Consider the following 19,165-nt stretch of genomic DNA (forward strand, 5'->3'; position numbering starts at 1 on the left):
TTGATATGCAATACATCAAAATCCATTCGCTGGATAACGTTGCCGTCGCGCTGGCAGATTTAACCGAAGGCACGGAAGTGACCTTCGACAACCAGTCGGTGACGTTGCGCCAGGCCATTGGACGTGGACACAAGTTTGCCCTCATCCCCATTGCGAAAGGGGAGAATGTGGTGAAGTACGGTTTGCCCATCGGCCATGCGCTGGCGGATATTGCACCGGGTGAATACATCCACTCCCACAATACCCGTACCAATCTGAGCGATCTGGACGAGTACAGCTATCAACCTGATTTACAGGCAGAAGAAAGGCAGGCGGCGGATCGCGAAGTGCAGATCTACCGCCGCGCCAGCGGTGAGGTGGGGATCCGCAACGAGTTGTGGATCCTCCCGACCGTCGGCTGCGTGAACGGGATTGCGCGTCAGATTCAGACCCGTTTCCTGAAAGAGACCAACAATGCCGAAGGTACTGACGGCGTACATCTTTTCAGCCATACCTACGGCTGCTCCCAGCTGGGTGATGACCACATAAACACCCGCACCATGCTGCAAAACATGGTGCGCCACCCGAATGCGGGGGCGGTGCTGGTGATTGGCCTCGGCTGCGAGAACAACCAGGTCGATGCCTTCCGCGAGACGCTGGGTGAGTTTGACCCTGAGCGCGTGCATTTTATGGTGTGCCAGCATCAGGACGACGAGGTGGAAGCGGGCGTTGAACAGCTGCACCAGCTGTATGAGGTCATGCGCCATAACAAGCGCGAGCCGGGCAAGTTGAGCGAACTGAAGTTTGGTCTGGAGTGCGGCGGATCGGATGGTCTTTCCGGCATTACCGCCAACCCGATGCTGGGCCGCTTCTCAGATTACGTCATCGCCAACGGCGGCACCACGGTGCTGACCGAAGTGCCGGAGATGTTCGGCGCGGAGCGTATTCTGATGAGCCACTGCCGCGACGAAGAGACGTTTGAGAAGACCGTCACCATGGTGAACGACTTCAAACAGTACTTCATCGCTCACAACCAGCCGATTTACGAGAACCCGTCGCCGGGTAACAAGGCGGGCGGGATCACCACGCTGGAAGAGAAATCCCTCGGCTGTACCCAGAAAGCGGGTGCAAGCCAGGTGGTGGACGTACTCCGCTACGGTGAGCGTCTGAAAACCCATGGTCTGAACCTGTTGAGCGCACCGGGCAACGATGCGGTCGCCACCAGCGCGCTGGCAGGGGCGGGCTGTCACATGGTGCTGTTCAGTACCGGGCGCGGCACGCCGTACGGCGGGTTTGTGCCGACGGTGAAAATCGCCACCAACAGCGAGCTGGCGGCGAAGAAAAAGCACTGGATCGACTTTGATGCGGGCCAGCTGATCCACGGCAAAGCGATGCCGCAGCTGCTGGGCGAATTCGTGGACACGATTGTGGAATTTGCCAACGGCAGGCAGACCTGCAACGAGAAGAACGACTTCCGCGAGCTGGCGATCTTTAAGAGTGGTGTGACGCTTTAATTGGTGCGGGCTGGTGCCCTCACCCCGGCCCTCTCCCCGTGGGAGAGGGTACAAACACTAAAAACGGCAACCTCAGGGTTGCCGTTTTGCTGTTAACCTCGCAGGGCGTTCTTTGCTAAACGCGCGTCTTCCGCCTGACAGGCCGCTGCGGTAAACAGCACGTCGGTAGAGGAATTCAGCGCGGTTTCGCAGGAGTCCTGCAGCACGCCGATGATAAAGCCAACGGCCACAACCTGCATCGCGACCTCGTTCGGGATACCGAACATATTACAAGCCAGCGGGATCAGCAGCAGCGAACCACCCGCCACGCCGGAGGCGCCACAGGCACACAGCGACGCCACCACACTCAGCAGCAATGCGGTTGGCAGATCTACCGGAATACCCAGCGTATGTACCGCCGCCAGCGTCAGCACGGTGATGGTGATCGCCGCACCCGCCATGTTCACGGTTGCGCCCAGGGGAATCGACACCGAATAGGTATCGCGATCCAGATTCAGTTTCTCAGCCAGCGCCATGTTGACCGGAATGTTTGCCGCCGAGCTGCGGGTGAAGAAGGCGTACACGCCGCTCTCGCGCAGGCAGGTCAGCACTAGCGGATACGGGTTGCGGCGGATCTGCCAGAACACCAGCAGCGGGTTGATCACCAGCGCCACCAGCAGCATACAGCCGACCAGGACGACCAGCAGCTGCGCGTAGCCCCACAGTGCGTCGAAACCGGTGGTGGCCAGCGTCGAAGAAACCAGACCAAAGATACCAATTGGCGCAAAGCGAATCACCAGCTTCACCATGAAGGTCACGGCGTTCGACAAATCGTTGACCAGGTTTTTCGTGGTCTCATTACCATGACGCAGCGCGAAGCCAAGACCGATCGCCCAGACCAGGATGCCGATGTAGTTTCCGTTCATCAGTGCGGTGACAGGGTTAGAGACCATGCTCATCAGCAGACCGCGAAGCACTTCCACAATCCCAGATGGCGGAGTGATATCACCGGCCGCGCTGGTCAGGTGCAGCGTGGACGGAAACAGGAAGCTAAACACAACGGCCGTTAAGGCAGCAGAGAAGGTTCCCAGAAGATACAGGAACAGAATAGGGCGAATGTTGGTTTTTTGTCCGTGCTGGTGGTTAGCAATCGACGCCATCACCAGCATCAGAACCAGTACCGGTGCAACGGCCTTCAGTGCGCCCACGAACAGCGTCCCGAGCAGTCCCGTGGCTTCCGCAGCAGGTTTTGACACCATCGCCAGCAGAATACCCAGTACCAACCCGACCAGAATTTGTTTTACAAGACTGCCCTGCGCCAGGCGCGCGAACAGACCGCGTGATTGTGTGCTCATACGTTATTCCTGAGTGAAATTGCGTTCCATCCTGGATGTGCTCTAAGTCACATTTGTGTCCGGATGTAAGTATTTGTTTGCCTGGTTGAGTATCAGGGAAAGCAGCGAAAGGCGGAAGCGTAAAATGCTGGATTTTACGTGTTGCGTCATGTTTTTTAACTATTGGTTAACGAAAATGCCGGGTGGCGCTGCGCTTACCCGGCCTACATTGCATTTCCCCCTCTCCCTGTGGGCTGAGGGATCCCCAGTAATTTGAAAGCAAAAGCTATAACGTTGCCTCACAATAACTGAGGGCTTTCAGCGATGCCTCGGTCCGGCTGTAAATCGCTGAGGCGTTTCCTGTAGGCCGGGGCGAGGCGCAGGGATGCGCCGAGAGGGCGGGCTTTACAGGGATGTTACCTCCGCCCGTCCCCGATAAGCCGGAAGGAATAAGCCGAAGGCACCGCGAAGCGGCGATTTACCGCCGGAAGCCCGGGTCGCCAGGGTGGTGGCGACTGAGCCACCCTGGCACGTTCACCGGTCATGTCGTGACAGAGTAGTAAGGAACATAAAGTGAACGGAATGACCACCAGAGCCGTATGTTCCCCCTCACCCCGGCCCTCTCCCAGTGGGAGAGGGGGCCGTCTGTGCAGGCATTATTTTGTGGGCAACTCTCAGCCCCGTGGGAGAGGGTTGGGGTGAGGGCATCAGCCCGCACCGAACGTTGCACTAAGCCTGCTGCTTCTTATCGTGCTGGCGGTTAACCCAGGTATTGATAATCAGCGTCACCAGCAGAATGCCAAACACCACGCCGAGCGAAATGGCGATCGGAATATGGTAGAAATCGACGATCAGCATCTTGATACCGATAAACACCAGGATCACCGACAGGCCGTACTTCAGCATCGAGAAGCGCTCCGCCGCGCCTGCCAGCAGGAAATACATGGCACGCAGGCCGAGGATGGCAAACAGGTTAGAGGTCAGCACGATGAACGGGTCGGTGGTGACCGCAAAGATAGCCGGGATACTGTCCACCGCGAAAATCACGTCGCTCAGTTCGACAAGAATCAGCACCAGCAGCAGCGGTGTGGCGAACAGCAGGCCGTTCTTACGCACGAAGAAATGCTCGCTCTCAATCTTGTCCGTCATGCGCAGATGGCCGCGGATCCACTTCACCAGCGGCTTATCGCCGATACCGGTATCGTCTTCTTTCGCCAGCGCCATTTTGATACCGGTGAACAGCAGGAACGCGCCGAAGACATACAGCAGCCATTCGAACTGGGTAATCAGCCAGCTGCCGGCGAAGATCATGATGGTACGCAGGACAATGGCACCCAGCACGCCGTACACCAGCACGCGACGCTGCAGGGCTGCAGGCACGGCAAAGTAGCTGAACAGCATCAGCCAGACGAAGACGTTATCAACCGCCAGGGCTTTTTCAATCAGATAACCGGTGAGGAAGGCGAGCGCCTGAGGATCGGCCACCGCACGGCCTTCGGTCGAGGCCAGATACCACCAGAAGGCGGCGCAGAAAAGGAGTGAGAGACTAACCCAGACCAGCGACCAGACGGCGGCCTGCTTAACGCTCATGCCGTGCGCGCCGCGGCGACCCTGCAAAAAGAGGTCGATCGCCAGCATGATGAGCACGACAACCGCGAATCCGCCCCACAGCATTGGAGTGCCGACAGAATGCATACTATTTTCCTTACACATAAAAAACAAAAACGGCTATGGTCAGAAGACGATAGCCGTTAGCTTTTTATGCATAGACCTCGCCTTCCGGCAAGGTCTCACTTACAACCACGAGGGTTGCCCGGCGACCGGATGCGGTTTTGCACGCATCGTAATGACGATCCACCGGCGAAGAAGTTACTCCCCTTTGCAGGTAACAAAATATGTCAGACCATCGGTTTCGTCAATGGTCTGCGCCGTTTCATTACACAGCTTTACGCGATAACTTCCGCGCTCACGCCGTCTGCCGGGAACACTACGCCGGTCTGACGGCGGATCTCCGTTTGCAGCTTCGCCGTGGTGCGGCTTACCGCGAGGCCAGGGTGATTCACTTCATTGTCCTCGACCAGACGGGCAAAGACCTCTGCCTCATAGAGCATAGTGTTAATATGCTGAGGCTGCGTCAGCTCCTGCGCTTTGCCGCCGCGCGGCACGAAGCTCACCTTCTGGCATTCGGAGATTTTCTCGATGACCAGCGACCCGGCTTCGCCCTGAATTTCGCTCGGCAGTACGGAATCGCTCACCTTGGAGTGCTGTAGCGTGACGCTAAAATCACCGTAGTCCAGCACCACGACACCGTGTGCATCCACGCCGCTCTCCAGCAGGCTGGCGGTGGCCGTGACGCCGTGCGGTTCGCCCCACAGGGCCACGGCAGAGGCGAGGCAGTAAAAACCGATATCCATAATCGAGCCGTTCGAGAAGGCCGGGTTAAAGGTATTCGGGTTTTCACCGTCCAGATAGCGCTGATAGCGCGACGAATACTGGCAGTAGTTGATAAAGGCTTTACGCACTTTGCCAATTTTCGGCAGGGACTGCTGCAACACGAGGAAGTTCGGCAGGCTGGCGGTTTTGAACGCTTCAAAAAGCACCACCTGGTTTTCGCGCGCTAACGCAATGGCCGCTTCCACTTCTTCTATGTTCGAGGCTAGCGGCTTCTCGCAAATCACATGCTTTTTATGGCTGAGGAACAGCTTTGTTTGCGGGAAGTGCAGGGAGTTCGGGCTGGCGATATACACCGCGTCAATGGCGTCGCTTTGCGCCATTTCATCCAGGGAGGTGAAGAGATGCTCAACGAGATAGTCGTTGGCAAAACTCTGCGCCTGCTCAAGGCTGCGGGAATAGACTGCGGTAAGTTTTAGTTTGCCGGTTTCGTGGGCGGCGTCGACGAACTGGCGGGTGATCCAGTTCGTTCCAATGACTGCGAAACGTATCATAAACGTTTACGTACTCCGTAGCGGGGAACCTATAGCCACTGTAGCACGTCATCATGACAATTCGCGTGCGCTACTGCGCATTACTCTTTAACGATAAATGCGTCAGCCACAGGCGGGTATCAAACTCCAGCTGGTGGTACTGCGGCTCCATGTGACAGCACAGAGAGTAAAACGCTTTGTCGTGCTCTTTCTCTTTCAGGTGCGCCAGCTCATGTACCACGATCATCCGCAGAAACGCTTCCGGCGCGTTACGGAACACCGTCGCCACGCGGATCTCGGCTTTCGCCTTCAGCTTGCCGCCCTGCACGCGGGAAACGGCGGTATGCAGGCCGAGCGCGTTTTTCAGCACGTGGATCTTGTTGTCGTACATCACCTTGTTGATCGGCGGCGCGCTCTTCAGATATCGGTTTTTCAGATCCTGCGTATACTGCCAGAGCGCCTTATCGGTCGCGAAATCGTGCGTGCCGGGGTAACGTTTTTCCAGCACCGCGCCGAGCTTCTGTTCGGCAATCAGGCTGCGAACCTGGGAAAGTAAATGCTCCGGATAGCCCTGGAGATAAGTAAGTTGGTTCATCAACGCCCCAAATCGACAATAAAACGGGTATACTCACGCACCCTTTTCAGGGATACGCCAAATTTTACCATTCAGGAGGGCCGATGAGCCACTTAGACAACGGTTTCCGTTCACTCAACCTTAAACGTTTCCCGGAAACGGACGACGTTAACCCGCTTCAGGCGTGGGAAGCGGCGGATGAATATCTGCTGCAGCAGTTGGATGAGACTGAAATTCGCGGCCCGGTTTTGATCCTGAATGACGCGTTTGGCGCCCTCGGCTGTGCCCTGGCGGAACACACGCCTTACAGCATCGGCGATTCCTACCTGAGCGAGCTGGCGACGCGTGAAAACCTGCGCCATAACGACATCGACGAGTCCAGCGTGAAGTTCCTCGACAGCACCGCGGACTACCCGCAGGTGCCGGGCGTGGTGCTGATTAAAGTCCCCAAAACCATGGCGCTGCTGGAGCAGCAGCTGCGCGCGCTGCGTAAGGTCGTGACGCCGGAAACCCGCATCATCGCGGGGGCCAAAGCGCGCGATATTCACGCCTCAACGCTGGAGCTGTTCGAGAAGGTCCTTGGCCCAACCACCACAACGCTGGCCTGGAAAAAAGCGCGCCTGATCAACTGCACCTTCAGCGCACCGGAGCTGGCCGACGCGCCAGAGACCCTGAGCTGGAAACTGGAAGGCACCGACTGGACCATCCACAACCACGCGAACGTCTTCTCTCGTACCGGGCTGGATATCGGGGCGCGTTTCTTTATGGAACACCTGCCGGAAAATCTGGAAGGGGAAATTGTCGATCTGGGCTGCGGCAACGGCGTGATTGGCCTGACGCTGCTGGCGAAGAACCCGGACGCCAGCGTGGTGTTCAGCGACGAGTCGCCGATGGCGGTGGCCTCAAGCCGTCTGAACGTGGAAACCAACATGCCGGAAGCGCTGGATCGCTGCGAGTTTATGATCAACAACGCGCTGTCCGGCGTTGAGCCGTTCCGCTTCAACGCGGTGTTCTGCAATCCGCCGTTCCACCAGAAGCATGCCCTGACGGATAACGTCGCGTGGGAGATGTTCCACCACGCGCGCCGCTGCCTGAAAATCAACGGCGAGCTGTACATCGTGGCGAACCGCCACCTGGACTACTTCCACAAGCTGAAGAAGATTTTCGGCAACTGCGTCACCATTGCGACCAATAACAAGTTTGTGGTGCTGAAAGCGGTGAAGCTGGGGCGCCGTCGCTAAATAACCAGTGCAAGCTGGGTGCCCTGCGCAATCGCGCGCCGCGCATCCAGCTCCATCGCCACGTCGCATCCGCCGATCAAATGCACCGTTTTACCGGCCTCGCGCAGCGGATCCGCCAGATCGCGCTTCGGTTCTTGTCCGGCACATAAAATCACATGATCCACGCGCAGCAGCTGCGGCTCGCCGCCGATCGTGACGTGCAGTCCCTCGTCGTCGATCTTTTGGTAGCTCACCGCCGGGATCATCTTCACCCCGCGCGAGAGCAGGGTGGCGCGGTGGATCCAGCCCGTGGTTTTGCCCAGCCCTTCGCCCGGCTTGCTGGCCTTGCGCTGCAGCATCACGATCTGACGCGGGCTTTTCGGCAACTGCGGCCCTTCCGGGCGTAAACCGCCGGACTGCTTCAGGCTGGTGTCGATACCCCATTCCACGCAAAACTCGGCAATGTTCTGGCTGGTGGCTTCACCCGGCTGGCTTAAATACATCGCGGTATCAAAGCCGATCCCGCCGCAGCCGATAATCGCCACTTTCTCGCCAACCGGCGCTTTGTCCCTTAATACATCCAGATAGCTCAATACCTTCGGATGATCGATGCCCTCGATCGCAGGCGTGCGCGGTACGATCCCGCTTGCCAGGATCACTTCATCGAAACCGATCAGATCCGCCGCATTCACCCACTGGCTGAGCTGCAGCTCGACGCCCGTCAGTTCAATCATCCGGCGGTAGTAGCGCAGCGTTTCATAGAACTCCTCTTTGCCAGGGATCTGTTTGGCGATATTAAACTGCCCGCCAATCTCCGCCAGCGCATCAAACAGCGTCACGCTGTGCCCGCGGGAAGCGGCGTTCACCGCGAATGCCAGCCCCGCCGGACCAGCCCCCACTACGGCCAGACGTTTCTTGTTGGTCGCAGGAACGATCGGCATTTTGGTTTCATGGCAGGCGCGCGGGTTAACCAGGCAAGAGGTAACCTTGCCGACGAAGATCTGATCCAGACAGGCCTGGTTACAGCCGATGCAGGTGTTGATCTCATCCGCACGGCCGCTTTGTGCTTTGGACAGCAGCTCGGCATCCGCCAGGAACGGGCGCGCCATCGACACCATATCGGCGTCGCCGCGCGAAATCACATCCTCCGCCACCTGCGGATCGTTAATGCGGTTAGTGGTGACCAGTGGAACAGACACTTTGCCCTTCAGCCTGCGGGTTACCCAGCTGAACGCCGCGCGCGGCACCGGCGTGGCGATGGTCGGGATGCGCGCCTCGTGCCAGCCAATGCCGGTGTTGATAATTGTGGCACCTGCGGCTTCAATCGCCTGCGCCAGCTGCACGGTTTCGTCGAAGGTGCCGCCTCCCTCTACCAGGTCGAGCATCGACAGGCGGAAGATGATAATAAAGTCCGCGCCCGCACGCTCGCGCACCGCGCGCACCACTTCCACGGCAAAGCGCATCCGGCGGGCATAATCGCCGCCCCATTCGTCGTCGCGCTGGTTGGTGCGGGCGGCGAGGAATTCGTTAATCAAATAACCTTCGGAGCCCATCACCTCCACGCCGTCGTAGCCCGCCTCACGTGCCAGCGCAGCGCAACGGGCGAAGTCGTCAATCAACGCCAGAATCTCATCGTGGCTAAGGGCGTGAGGTTTAAAACGGTTAATCGGCGCCTGAATGGCCGAGGGCGCGACCAGGTTCGGCTGATAGCTGTAGCGTCCGGTGTGCAGAATTTGCAAGGCGATTTTACCGCCTTCCTTATGCACCGCGTCGGTCACTATGCGGTGGTGCGGCAGCTGCGACGCATCGTTCAGAACCGCGCCGCCCTCCATCGTCACGCCTGTGGGCGCGGGCGCTACACCGCCGGTCACAATCAGTGCCACCCCGTGGCGTGCGCGTTCGGCATAGAAGGCCGCCAGACGTTCAGCCCCGTCCGGACGCTCCTCCAGCCCGGTGTGCATCGAGCCCATCAACACGCGGTTTTTGAGTGTGGTGAACCCCAGATCGAGGGGGGCGAATAACGACGGGTAGCGGCTCATAGTCTCTTCCAGTGTAAAATTATTGTTATGTGGTCGGATGAGTTACTAATTTAGCCAGCGGCAGCGGAAAGGTAAAAGCGGGATCGAATGATTGTGATAGATCTCAAAGAACTTCGCCCCTCACCCTAGCCCTCTCCCCGGAGGGGAGAGGGGACTGCCTGGTGCGGTCTTAAAGAACTCGCTCGATCTGGTTTTTTCCCTCTCCCCTTAGGGGAGAGGGGCAGGGTGAGGGGTGTGGGTTTTTACCAGCCCCGGTGCCTGCCACATCGACGTGGTCAGACCGCTGTCCACCAGCCCGAGCTGGTCGGCGTACACCGCCTGCCATTTCTGCATCATGCCGTCGTACAGTTCCCGGTGCTGAGGGTCTGGCGTGAACTCGCGGCTCCACTTCACCAGCCGCTCGCCCGTCGAGGCCATATCCGCAAACAGCCCCGCGCCTGTTCCGGCCGCGATCGCGCAGCCGAGCGCCGTTGCCTCTTTGACTTCCGGCACGCGCACCGGCAGCCCGGTAACGTCGCTTAAAATCTGGCTCCACAGGGCGCCTTTGGCCCCGCCACCCGCAAACACCAGGCTCTCAAACGTCACGCCGGAGAAGCGCGAAATCTGCGCCAGGTTGCAGGCCGAAACGATCGCCGCGTTCTCCTCCAGGGCGCGGAACAGCGTCGCTTTGTTGCACTTTTCCGGGTCGATGGAGAGGTTAATAAACGACGGCGCGGCGTGGTACCACTGCTTAAAATGCATCGCGTCGGAGAAGATCGGCATCACCCCATGAGAGCCCGCCGGGACGCGGCTCGCCATTTCTTCGAGCAGGGAGTAGGTGTCCATCCCCATCCGTTCGGCAATCAGTTTCTCCTCGGCGCAGAAGGCGTCGCGGAACCAGCGCATGGTCAGCCCGGTGAAGAAGCTGATCGACTCCGCCTGCGCCATACCGGGGATAACGTGCGGGTTCACGCGGATGTTCATGTCGGGGTCGGTACGCACCTGCGGCAGGTTTACGACCTGCTGCCAGAAGGTGCCGCCCAGCACCGCGGTTTGCCCGGCGCGAACCACGCCCAGCCCCAGACAGCCCAGCTGCACGTCGCCGCCGCCCATCACCACCGGGGTACCTTCGCGCAGGCCGCTCTGCTGTGCGGCCTCTTTGGTGACAGCGCCCAGCACGGTGCCGGTCTCTTTCACCGGGGAGAGGATATCGGCGCGCAGCCCGGCCATGTCCAGCAGCGCCGGGCGCCAGTCGCGGGAGAAGAGATCCAGCATGCCCGTCGTGCCCGCGTTCGACGGATCAACCGCCAGTTCGCCGGAGAGCTTCGCCGCCAGCCAGTCGCTGATCATGGTGATGGTCGCGGCTTTGCGATATATATCCGGGCGATGGTGCGCCAGCCACAGGAGGCGCGGCATCGCGCTCAGGGCCAGCGTCTGGCCGGAGACGTCATATACTTCTGATTCAAAACGAAAGTCGTGGATCTCTTTGAGTTCGGCCACCTCGCGGCTGGCGCGGGCGTCGACGTTGGCGCAGGCCCAGATGGCCTCACCGTTGCGGTCATACAGCACGATCCCTTCGCGCATCGAGCAGCAGGCGACGGACCGAATATCCGCCGCGCTAAGCCGTGCGCGCTCCAGCGCCTGATGAATACACCGGCAGGCCAGCTGCCAGTTGGTCTCGAGGTCGAACTCCATCGACCCCGGCACGTTCTCCACGCTCAGGTGCTTCCACTCGGCCTGGCCGACGGCAACCTGGTTGCCCTGTAAATCGAAAATAACGGCGCGAACGCTGCCTGTCCCTGCATCTAACGCTAAAAGGTAACTCATGAGCTTGCCTCGTTGTTAGCGCAGGGCAACCCCGTTACGTCAGGGCCAGCACCGCGCGGGCTGTCGTCTCTTCCGTCACCAGGCCATTGATACGGCGACCTTTCAGTGCGGCATAAATCGCATCGGCTTTCTCTTCCCCTCCGGCCACGCCGACGATGGTGGGCAGTTGCGCCAGTTCATCGAGCGTGACGCCCAGTAATTCTTTGTGGATCTCCAGCTCCTCAACGCATTCCCCTTCGGCATTGAGGAAATAGCCGAGAATGTCGCCGACCGCGCCTTTACGGGCGTACATCAGCTGTTCACCTTCGCTGATATAGCCGGAGCGCAAAATCGTTGCGTCACGGCGCTGGTTCACCGAACCAATGCCGACCACCGCCACGTCAGCGGCGGTGGCGGCGAGGATCACGTCCCGCACGCTGGTTTCGCGCTTTAAGATCCCGGCGACTTCAGCGGATGACACGCGAAGCGGGGCGGGGATCATGCTCACGCTACAGGCCGCATCCAGCTGGCCGATACCGGTCATATACGGCCCGACACCGCCGGAGAGCGTCACCAGGCGGATCTGCTGCGAGCTGATAAAGCCGCTCAGGTGTTGCAGGCTGCTCATGGTGGTTTCACCAAACCCCACCGCCAGCAGCTGGCCGGGCTCCAGCACGCCCATTAGCGACTGCGCAGCGCCAATGCCGAGCCGCACGTTCATCGGCGGCGTATTCAGAGCGGGCATCACGCGCACCAGCTTCAGGCCAAAGCGCTGCTGTAGCTCGGTTTCCAGCGCCAGGCAGCCCTCGTAGCGGGAGTTGATCTGCACGCGGATCACCCCGGACTGGCGGCCCTTCTCCAGCAGGCGGGAGATCTTCAGGCGCGGCAGCCCGAGCCGCTCGCCAATGTCGTTCTGGGTTAATCCGTCGTGGTAGTAGCACCAGGCCACGCGCGCCACCAGCTCCTCTTCCGCCAGTGCCAGCCCGGCAAACCGTCCTTCTTCCGCAGTGCGTTTATCGCTCATAGTTGAACTCTTATAAAAATTTAGATCATATGTTCGTGATGGCGCGGAGGGAAAGTGTGAGCCACGCGACAAAACGGATCATTTCGATCGTTTCTGGTTTATCTGAATCTCAATCGATAAAACTGTGATCCCTGCACGGTTGTAAATATAGTTCACCGTCTACGCTTTTGAACATTATTAAATCTAAAAATCATTTGTTCAATAGCGGAGCGATGATGACACCACTTCTCGACGCGCGGAATATCAGCAAGCAGTTCTCAGGCGTGCCGGTTCTGAAAGGCATTGATTTCACTTTGCTTGCGGGGCAGGTGCACGCGCTGATGGGCGGTAACGGCGCGGGAAAATCGACGCTGATGAAGATCATCGCCGGGGTGGAAACGCCGGATGGCGGTGAACTTTCGGTCGCGGGGGAGTCTTTTGCACGGCTCACGCCCGCGCAGGCGCATAAGCTCGGCATTTATCTGGTGCCTCAGGAGCCGCTGCTGTTCCCCAACCTGACGGTGCGGGAAAACATTCTGTTTCGTCTGCCGCGAGAGCGCGATCGGGAAAAACACCTGGCGGAGAAACTCCATCAGCTGCAGTGCCAGCTTAACCTCGACGCCGCCGCCAGCACCCTGGAGGTGGCGGACCAGCAGATGGTGGAGATCCTGCGCGGGCTGATGCGTAACGCCAAAATTCTGATCCTTGATGAACCCACGGCCTCGCTGACGCCCGGTGAGACCGAGCGCCTGTTCCGCCAGATCCGCGCTTTGCAGGATCTCGGCGTCGGGATTGTTTTTATCTCGCACAAGCTGCCGGAGATTCGACAGCTGGCGAGTCACGTCTCAGTGATGCGCGACGGCGCGGTGGTGCTCAGCGGCGAAACTGCGCATTTTGACGATAACGCCCTGATCGCCGCCATGACGCCTGTAAGCCGGGAAGCATCCCTGAGCGATACGCAAAAGCTGTGGCTGGCGCTGCCGGGCAACCGCCGCACCCAGGCGCAGGATTTTCCCGTGCTGCGCGTGGAAGCGCTCACCGGGGAGGGCTTTATCGATCTCAGCCTTGAGATTTACGCCGGGGAGATCGTTGGTCTGGCCGGGCTGGTGGGGTCCGGGCGCACCGAGTTTGCCGAAACGCTCTACGGCCTGCGTCCGGTTCGCGGCGGGCGGGTGTGGCTGGAGAGCCAGGAGATCACCGCCGATCCGGTCAGTTCACGCCTGCAAAAAGGGCTGGTCTATCTGCCGGAAGACAGGCAGGTGTCCGGCCTGTTTCTCGACGCGCCGATCCGCTGGAACACCGTGGCGCTGAACGAGCCGTCGCTCTGGCAGCAGCGAAAGCGGGAGTCTGCGGTAGTGGAACGCTATCACCGGGCGCTGGGGATCAAGCTCAACCATGCGGATCAAACCGTGCGCACGCTCTCCGGTGGTAATCAGCAGAAGGTGCTGCTGGCGCGCTGTCTTGAGGCCAACCCGCTGCTGCTGATCGTCGATGAACCGACGCGCGGCGTGGACGTCTCGGCGCGCGCCGACATCTACCAGCTGATTAAAAGCGTGGCGGCGCAGAACGTGGCGGTGCTGATGATCTCAAGCGATCTCGATGAGTTTCCCAGCCTCGCGGATCGGGTGTTGGTAATGCATCAGGGCGTGCTCAGCGGCGAGCTGCCGCGCCACGCCGTCAGCCTCGACCGGATGATGGCGCTGGCGTTTGGAGGGCAATCATGAAGATCTTACTGAAAAATCGCGAGCTGAGCGCGTTTCTCGCCATTCTGGCACTGTTCGCCGTGCTGGTGGCGCTGAACCCGTCCTACCTGAGCTTACAGACGCTGGGGATGATCTTCGCCAGCTCGCAGATCCTGATCCTGCTGGCCATCGGCGCGGCGCTGGTGATGCTGACCCGCAATATCGACGTCTCAGTTGGCTCCACCGTCGGGCTGTCCGCCATCGCCGTCGGCGTGGCGCTCAATAGTGGCTACAGCCTGCTCGTTTCCATTCTCTTCGCGCTGTCGATCGGCGCGCTGGCGGGGGCATTCAACGGTTTTCTGGTGGTGGGGCTGCGCATTCCGGCGATTGTCGCCACCCTCGGCACGCTGGGGCTGTATCGCGGGGCAATGCTGCTGTGGACCGGCGGGAAGTGGATTGAAGGGCTGCCGCCGGGGCTGAAATCTCTCTCCGAGCCTGCCGCCGTCGGCATTTCGCCGCTCGGCATGCTGGTGTTGATTATTGCGGCCACAGGCGCGTGGACGCTGTCGCGCACCGCGTTCGGGCGTGATTTTTACGCCGTGGGGGATAACCTCGCCGCCGCGCGCCAGCTGGGCGTGGCGGTGAACCGCACCCGCATGATTGCTTTTACTCTGAACGGCATGCTGGCGGCCTGCGCCGGGATTGTCTTTGCCGCGCAGATTGGCTTTGTGCCGAACCAGACCGGCAGCGGGCTGGAGATGAAGGCCATCGCCGCCTGCGTGCTGGGCGGCATTTCGCTGCTGGGCGGCACCGGCACGCTGGTCGGTGCCTTCCTCGGCGCGTTCTTCCTCACCCAAATCGACACCGTGCTGGTGCTGTTCAGGCTGCCGGCGTGGTGGAACGATTTTATCGCCGGACTGGTGCTGCTGGGCGTGCTGGTGCTCGACGGGCGCCTGCGCCAGGCGCTGGCGCGCCATCAGCGGGCGCTGAAGTACGGCCGCTTCCAGCCGGGTAACAAAGGGGGAAAGCATGTCACCCCGTTTCCCAAACGCAAAAAAGAGGTGGCGTAAATGAGGCTTAACTGGGAAAGCGCGCTGCTGATTTTACTGGTGCTGGAGATCCTGCTCTTCGGCGCCATCAACCCGCGCATGCTCGACGTTAACATACTGCTTTTCAGCACCAGCGACTTCATCTGCATTGGTATTGTGGCGCTGCCGCTAACGCTGGTCATCATCAGCGGCGGGATCGACATTTCCCTCGGCTCAACCATTGGACTGTGCGCCATCGCGCTGGGGGTGATGATGCAGGCAGGGTGGCCGATGGCGGTCGCTATTCCGCTGACGCTGCTGCTCGGCCTGCTGTGCGGATTATTTAATGCCGCGCTGATCCACTACACCGGCATTAGCCCTCTGGTGATTACCCTCGGCACGCTCTACCTCTACGGCGGCGGGGCGCTGCTGCTCTCCGGCATGGCGGGGGCGACGGGCTACGAGGGGATCGGCGGCTTCCCGGATGGCTTCACGGCGTTCGCTAACCTCACGGTGTTGGGTATGCCGATCCCGCTGGTGCTGTTCGCGGTGATTACGTTTTTTTTCTGGCTGATTACCCACCGCGGGCGCTTTGGTCGTCACCTGTTTTTAATCGGCCAGAATCCTCGCGCGGCGCGCTATGCGGCGCTGTCGGTGAACGGCATGCCCTACGCGCTGTACGGCCTGGTGGGCGTGGCCTCGGCGGTTGCCGCGCTGGTGATGGTCTCCTATTTCGGCTCCGCGCGTTCGGATCTGGGGCGCGATTTACTGATGCCAGCGCTCACTGCCGCCGTGCTCGGCGGGGCCAATATCTACGGCGGGTCAGGTTCGGTTGTCGGTACGGCGCTGGCGGCGCTGCTGGTGGGCTACCTGCAACAGGGTTTACAGATGGTTGGTATCCCTAACCAGGTGTCGAGCGCGCTGTCAGGGGCGCTGCTGGTTGTGGTGGTGATGGGACGTTCGCTGAGTCTGCACCGCGAGTGGGTGCGTTCTCTCTTCAGAAAACTATCCGGAGCGTAAGATGAAAACAAAACTGTTCGTCCTGGCAATGGCCCTCAGCTTCGCCTCGGCGCAGGCGGCGGACCGCATTGCCTTTATCCCGAAGCTGGTAGGCGTGGGCTTCTTCACCAGCGGCGGCAACGGCGCGAAAGAGGCGGGGAAAGATCTCGGCGTGGACGTGACCTACGACGGCCCGACCGAGCCGAGCGTCTCCGGCCAGGTGCAGCTTATCAATAACTTCGTCAACCAGGGCTATAACGCCATCATCGTCTCCGCGGTGTCGCCGGACGGTCTCTGTCCGGCGCTCAAGCGCGCGATGCAGCGCGGCGTGAAGGTCCTGACCTGGGACTCCGACACCAAACCGGAGTGCCGCAGTATCTACATCAACCAGGGCACGCCGGAACAGCTGGGCGGCCTGCTGGTGGAGATGGCAGGCAAGCAGGTCACCAAACCGAATGCCAAAGTAGCGTTCTTCTACTCCAGCCCCACCGTCACCGACCAGAACCAGTGGGTGAAAGAGGCGAAGGCCAAAATCGAGAAAGATCACCCTCAGTGGCAGATCGTCACCACCCAGTTTGGCTATAACGACGCCACCAAATCTCTGCAAACCGCCGAGGGGATCTTAAAAGCGTATCCGGATCTGGATGCGATTATCGCCCCGGACGCCAATGCGCTGCCTGCGGCGGCGCAGGCGGCGGAAAACCTGAAGCGGGAGGGGGTAACGATTGTCGGGTTTAGCACGCCGAACGTGATGCGCCCGTACGTTGAGCGCGGCACGGTGAAAGCCTTCGGCCTGTGGGACGTGGTGCAACAGGGCAAAATTGCGGTCAATGTCGCCGATCGCCTGCTGAAAAAAGGCGATCTTAACGTCGGCGACAGCGTGGATGTAAAAGACATCGGCGCGCTGAAGGTCGAGCCGAACAGCGTGCAGGGCTACCAGTATGAGGCGAAGGGCAATGGCATTGTGCTGCTGCCGGAGCGGGTGGTGTTCACCAAAGAGAACATCAACAAATACGATTTCTGACGGGGGAGAAAATGGCTGATTTAGACGACATCAAAGACGGCAAGGATTTTGGCATCGGTACGCCGCAGCAGAATGTGCCGTACACCCTGAAGGGCTGCGGTTCGCTGGACTGGGGCATGCAGTCCAGGCTTTCGCGCATCTTCAACCCGCAGAGCAACCGCACGGTGATGCTGGCCTTTGACCACGGCTACTTTCAGGGGCCGACCACCGGCCTTGAGCGCATCGACCTCTCCATCGCGCCGCTGTTTGGCGAAACCGACGTGCTGATGTGCACCCGCGGTATTCTGCGAAGCCAGGTTCCCGCCGCGACGAACAAACCGGTGGTGCTGCGCGCCTCCGGCGGTAACTCGATTCTGGGCGAGCTGTCGAACGAGTGTGTGGCGGTGGCGATGGAGGACGCCCTGCGCCTGAACGTCTGCGCGGTGGCGGCGCAGGTCTATATCGGCAGCGAATTTGAACATCAGTCGATCAACAACATCATCAAGCTGGTGGACGCGGGCGCGCGCTACGGCATGCCGACGCTGGCGGTGACGGGCGTCGGCAAGGAGATGGCGCGCGACGCGCGTTATTTCTCGCTGGCCAGCCGCATCGCGGCCGAAATGGGGGCGCAGTTCGTCAAAACCTATTACGTGGACGAGGGTTTTGAAAAAGTGACCGCCAGCTGCCCGGTGCCGATTGTGATCGCCGGGGGCAAAAAGCTGCCGGAGCACGAGGCGCTGGAGATGTGCTGGCGCGCGATCGATCAGGGTGCGTCCGGCGTGGACATGGGGCGCAATATCTTCCAGTCCAGCGCGCCGCTCGCGATGCTGAAGGCAGTGAAAAAAGTGGTACACGAGAACATGAGCGCGCGGGACGCGTTCCAGTTCTGGCAGGAAGAGAAACAAGGAGAAGCAAAATGAACGTGACGTTAGTGGAGATCAACATCAAGCCCGAGCGGGTGGACGAGTTTCTGGAGGTATTTCGCGCCAACCACGAGGGGGCAATCAGGGAGCCGGGGAATCTGCGCTTTGACGTCTTGCAGGATCCAAGGGTGAAAACCCGGTTCTTTATCTACGAAGCCTATAAAGACGAAGAGGCGGTGCTGGCGCACAAGCAAACGCCGCACTATCTGGCGTGCGTAGATAAGCTTGAGGAGCTGATGTCGGAGCCGCGCAAAAAACGCAGTTTTGTGGGATTATTGCCGGAGTAACAGGCTTTTTAGGCCGGGTAAGCGCAGCGCCACCCGGCATTTTTCAGGCAAGTTCCAGAGCCGTAAGTATCCGGGCTAGCGCTTCACGCGGCTCACCCTGAACCGCCTGTAACGGAAATGGCAATGCAGGTGCAGTCACTTTTCCCATCATCTCTGCCGCCGCCGCGATAACCCGTAAGCTGCCGTATCGACGGAACAATTCCCATAGCGGCTCTAACCGCTCGGATTGTGCCGCCTCTTTCGAACGGATAATCGCCAGCGCTGTCTGCGGAAACAACCCGCCAACCACCGAGTACCAGACGTCAAACCCGGCCTGCAGGGCGGAGGCCGCTCGCCAGTCACCGGCGATGCCCAGCGTGACGGTATCAGGAAGACGAGCGCGTACCTGCGACAGGTCCTCCGGCACGCGGCCAAGCTTTATGGACCCTATATTCGGCAGGGCCGAGGCGGCAAATAACAGTTCATCGCTAAACGAAAAACCGGTCGTGGCGGGATTATCGTAAATGCACAGCGGTACGGAGAGCTGGCGGGTCACCGTTTCATACAGATTAAACACTTCGTCTTCCGTTAATAGCTGGTACGACACGGGTGCCAGCAGCACGCCAGAAGCACCTGCCGCTTGCGCGTCGTCAGCCAGACGCAGAATATCGTCCAGCCGTAATGCGCCGATGCTGACGATGACCGGAATGTCATCAGCATGCGCCACCGCGCAGTGTGCGATCCGGCCGCGCTCTTCAACGGTCAGATAGGCATAACTTCCCGTTGAGCCCAAAATGCCCAGTGAATCCACGCCAGCCTCGACTACGGGGCGCAGAAGATTGATAAAGGACTGTTCGTCAAACGTCCCCTCTTTCAGGGGCGTTAACGGAAACGCGCTTAACCCGTGAAACAT

16 protein-coding genes are annotated in these 19,165 nt (G+C 59.9%); 8 read left to right on the forward strand and 8 right to left on the reverse strand.

Features of this window, described 5'->3' with window-relative positions:
- The first annotated feature begins 5 nt into the window (after positions 1-5).
- Positions 6-1,493 (forward strand): UxaA family hydrolase, encoded by a 1,488-nt coding sequence (locus tag ACWKXT_RS16630; RefSeq protein ID WP_454532944.1) that lies wholly within the window; start codon positions 6-8, stop codon positions 1,491-1,493.
- 92 nt (positions 1,494-1,585) lie between these two features.
- Here the strand turns inward: ACWKXT_RS16630 and sstT are convergent, their stop codons facing one another.
- From sstT to ACWKXT_RS16650, 4 genes are all read right to left on the reverse strand, one after another.
- Positions 1,586-2,827, reverse strand: coding sequence for a serine/threonine transporter SstT (gene sstT, locus ACWKXT_RS16635; RefSeq protein ID WP_454527600.1), 1,242 nt, complete (start codon positions 2,825-2,827; stop codon positions 1,586-1,588).
- Positions 2,828-3,535: 708 nt separating this feature from the next.
- The gene (locus ACWKXT_RS16640) at positions 3,536-4,501 is read right to left on the reverse strand and encodes a TerC family protein (RefSeq protein ID WP_454527599.1); all 966 of its coding nucleotides are present in this window, start codon (positions 4,499-4,501) and stop codon (positions 3,536-3,538) included.
- Between the two features lie 251 nt (positions 4,502-4,752).
- Positions 4,753-5,751, reverse strand: a complete 999-nt coding sequence (locus ACWKXT_RS16645) for a Gfo/Idh/MocA family protein (protein ID WP_454527598.1) — start codon at positions 5,749-5,751, stop codon at positions 4,753-4,755.
- Positions 5,752-5,821: 70 nt separating this feature from the next.
- Positions 5,822-6,325, reverse strand: a complete 504-nt coding sequence (locus ACWKXT_RS16650) for a YgjP-like metallopeptidase domain-containing protein (RefSeq protein ID WP_080328269.1) — start codon at positions 6,323-6,325, stop codon at positions 5,822-5,824.
- Positions 6,326-6,408: 83 nt separating this feature from the next.
- Here ACWKXT_RS16650 and rlmG point away from each other — a divergent pair, with 83 nt between their 5' ends.
- Complete coding sequence (rlmG, locus tag ACWKXT_RS16655; RefSeq protein WP_454532945.1) at positions 6,409-7,545, forward strand: 23S rRNA (guanine(1835)-N(2))-methyltransferase RlmG; 1,137 nt, start codon at positions 6,409-6,411, stop codon at positions 7,543-7,545.
- Here the strand turns inward: rlmG and ACWKXT_RS16660 are convergent.
- From ACWKXT_RS16660 to lsrR, 3 genes are all read right to left on the reverse strand, one after another.
- Complete coding sequence (locus ACWKXT_RS16660; RefSeq protein ID WP_454532946.1) at positions 7,542-9,563, reverse strand: oxidoreductase; 2,022 nt, start codon at positions 9,561-9,563, stop codon at positions 7,542-7,544. The two genes, rlmG and ACWKXT_RS16660, sit on opposite strands and share 4 nt — an antisense overlap.
- Before the next feature lie 207 nt (positions 9,564-9,770).
- Complete coding sequence (gene lsrK / locus ACWKXT_RS16665) at positions 9,771-11,369, reverse strand: autoinducer-2 kinase (protein WP_454532947.1); 1,599 nt, start codon at positions 11,367-11,369, stop codon at positions 9,771-9,773.
- Positions 11,370-11,403: 34 nt separating this feature from the next.
- Positions 11,404-12,372 (reverse strand): transcriptional regulator LsrR, encoded by a 969-nt coding sequence (lsrR, locus tag ACWKXT_RS16670; RefSeq protein ID WP_010435856.1) that lies wholly within the window; start codon positions 12,370-12,372, stop codon positions 11,404-11,406.
- A gap of 215 nt (positions 12,373-12,587) precedes the next feature.
- On the opposite strand from lsrR, the gene lsrA reads away from it, so the two are divergent.
- From lsrA to lsrG, 6 genes are read left to right on the forward strand one after another with little or no spacing between them, the layout of a single operon-like run.
- Positions 12,588-14,075, forward strand: coding sequence for an autoinducer 2 ABC transporter ATP-binding protein LsrA (lsrA, locus tag ACWKXT_RS16675; RefSeq protein ID WP_454533013.1), 1,488 nt, complete (start codon positions 12,588-12,590; stop codon positions 14,073-14,075).
- On the forward strand, positions 14,072-15,103 hold the full coding sequence (gene lsrC, locus ACWKXT_RS16680; RefSeq protein WP_454532948.1) for an autoinducer 2 ABC transporter permease LsrC: 1,032 nt from the start codon (positions 14,072-14,074) through the stop codon (positions 15,101-15,103). The genes lsrA and lsrC overlap by 4 nt, the downstream gene beginning before the upstream one ends.
- On the forward strand, positions 15,104-16,081 hold the full coding sequence (gene lsrD / locus ACWKXT_RS16685; protein WP_454532949.1) for an autoinducer 2 ABC transporter permease LsrD: 978 nt from the start codon (positions 15,104-15,106) through the stop codon (positions 16,079-16,081).
- A gap of 1 nt (position 16,082) precedes the next feature.
- Positions 16,083-17,084, forward strand: coding sequence for an autoinducer 2 ABC transporter substrate-binding protein LsrB (gene lsrB, locus ACWKXT_RS16690; RefSeq protein WP_454532950.1), 1,002 nt, complete (start codon positions 16,083-16,085; stop codon positions 17,082-17,084).
- An 11-nt stretch (positions 17,085-17,095) separates the two neighbouring features.
- Positions 17,096-17,983 (forward strand): 3-hydroxy-5-phosphonooxypentane-2,4-dione thiolase, encoded by an 888-nt coding sequence (lsrF, locus tag ACWKXT_RS16695; protein ID WP_323343793.1) that lies wholly within the window; start codon positions 17,096-17,098, stop codon positions 17,981-17,983.
- On the forward strand, positions 17,980-18,273 hold the full coding sequence (lsrG, locus tag ACWKXT_RS16700) for a (4S)-4-hydroxy-5-phosphonooxypentane-2,3-dione isomerase (protein ID WP_044597614.1): 294 nt from the start codon (positions 17,980-17,982) through the stop codon (positions 18,271-18,273). Before lsrF ends, lsrG begins: the two co-directional genes overlap by 4 nt.
- Before the next feature lie 43 nt (positions 18,274-18,316).
- Here the strand turns inward: lsrG and ACWKXT_RS16705 are convergent, their stop codons facing one another.
- Positions 18,317-19,165, reverse strand: a complete 849-nt coding sequence (locus tag ACWKXT_RS16705; protein ID WP_454532951.1) for a dihydrodipicolinate synthase family protein — start codon at positions 19,163-19,165, stop codon at positions 18,317-18,319.

It is taken from the genome of Enterobacter sp. UPMP701, assembly GCF_053709515.1.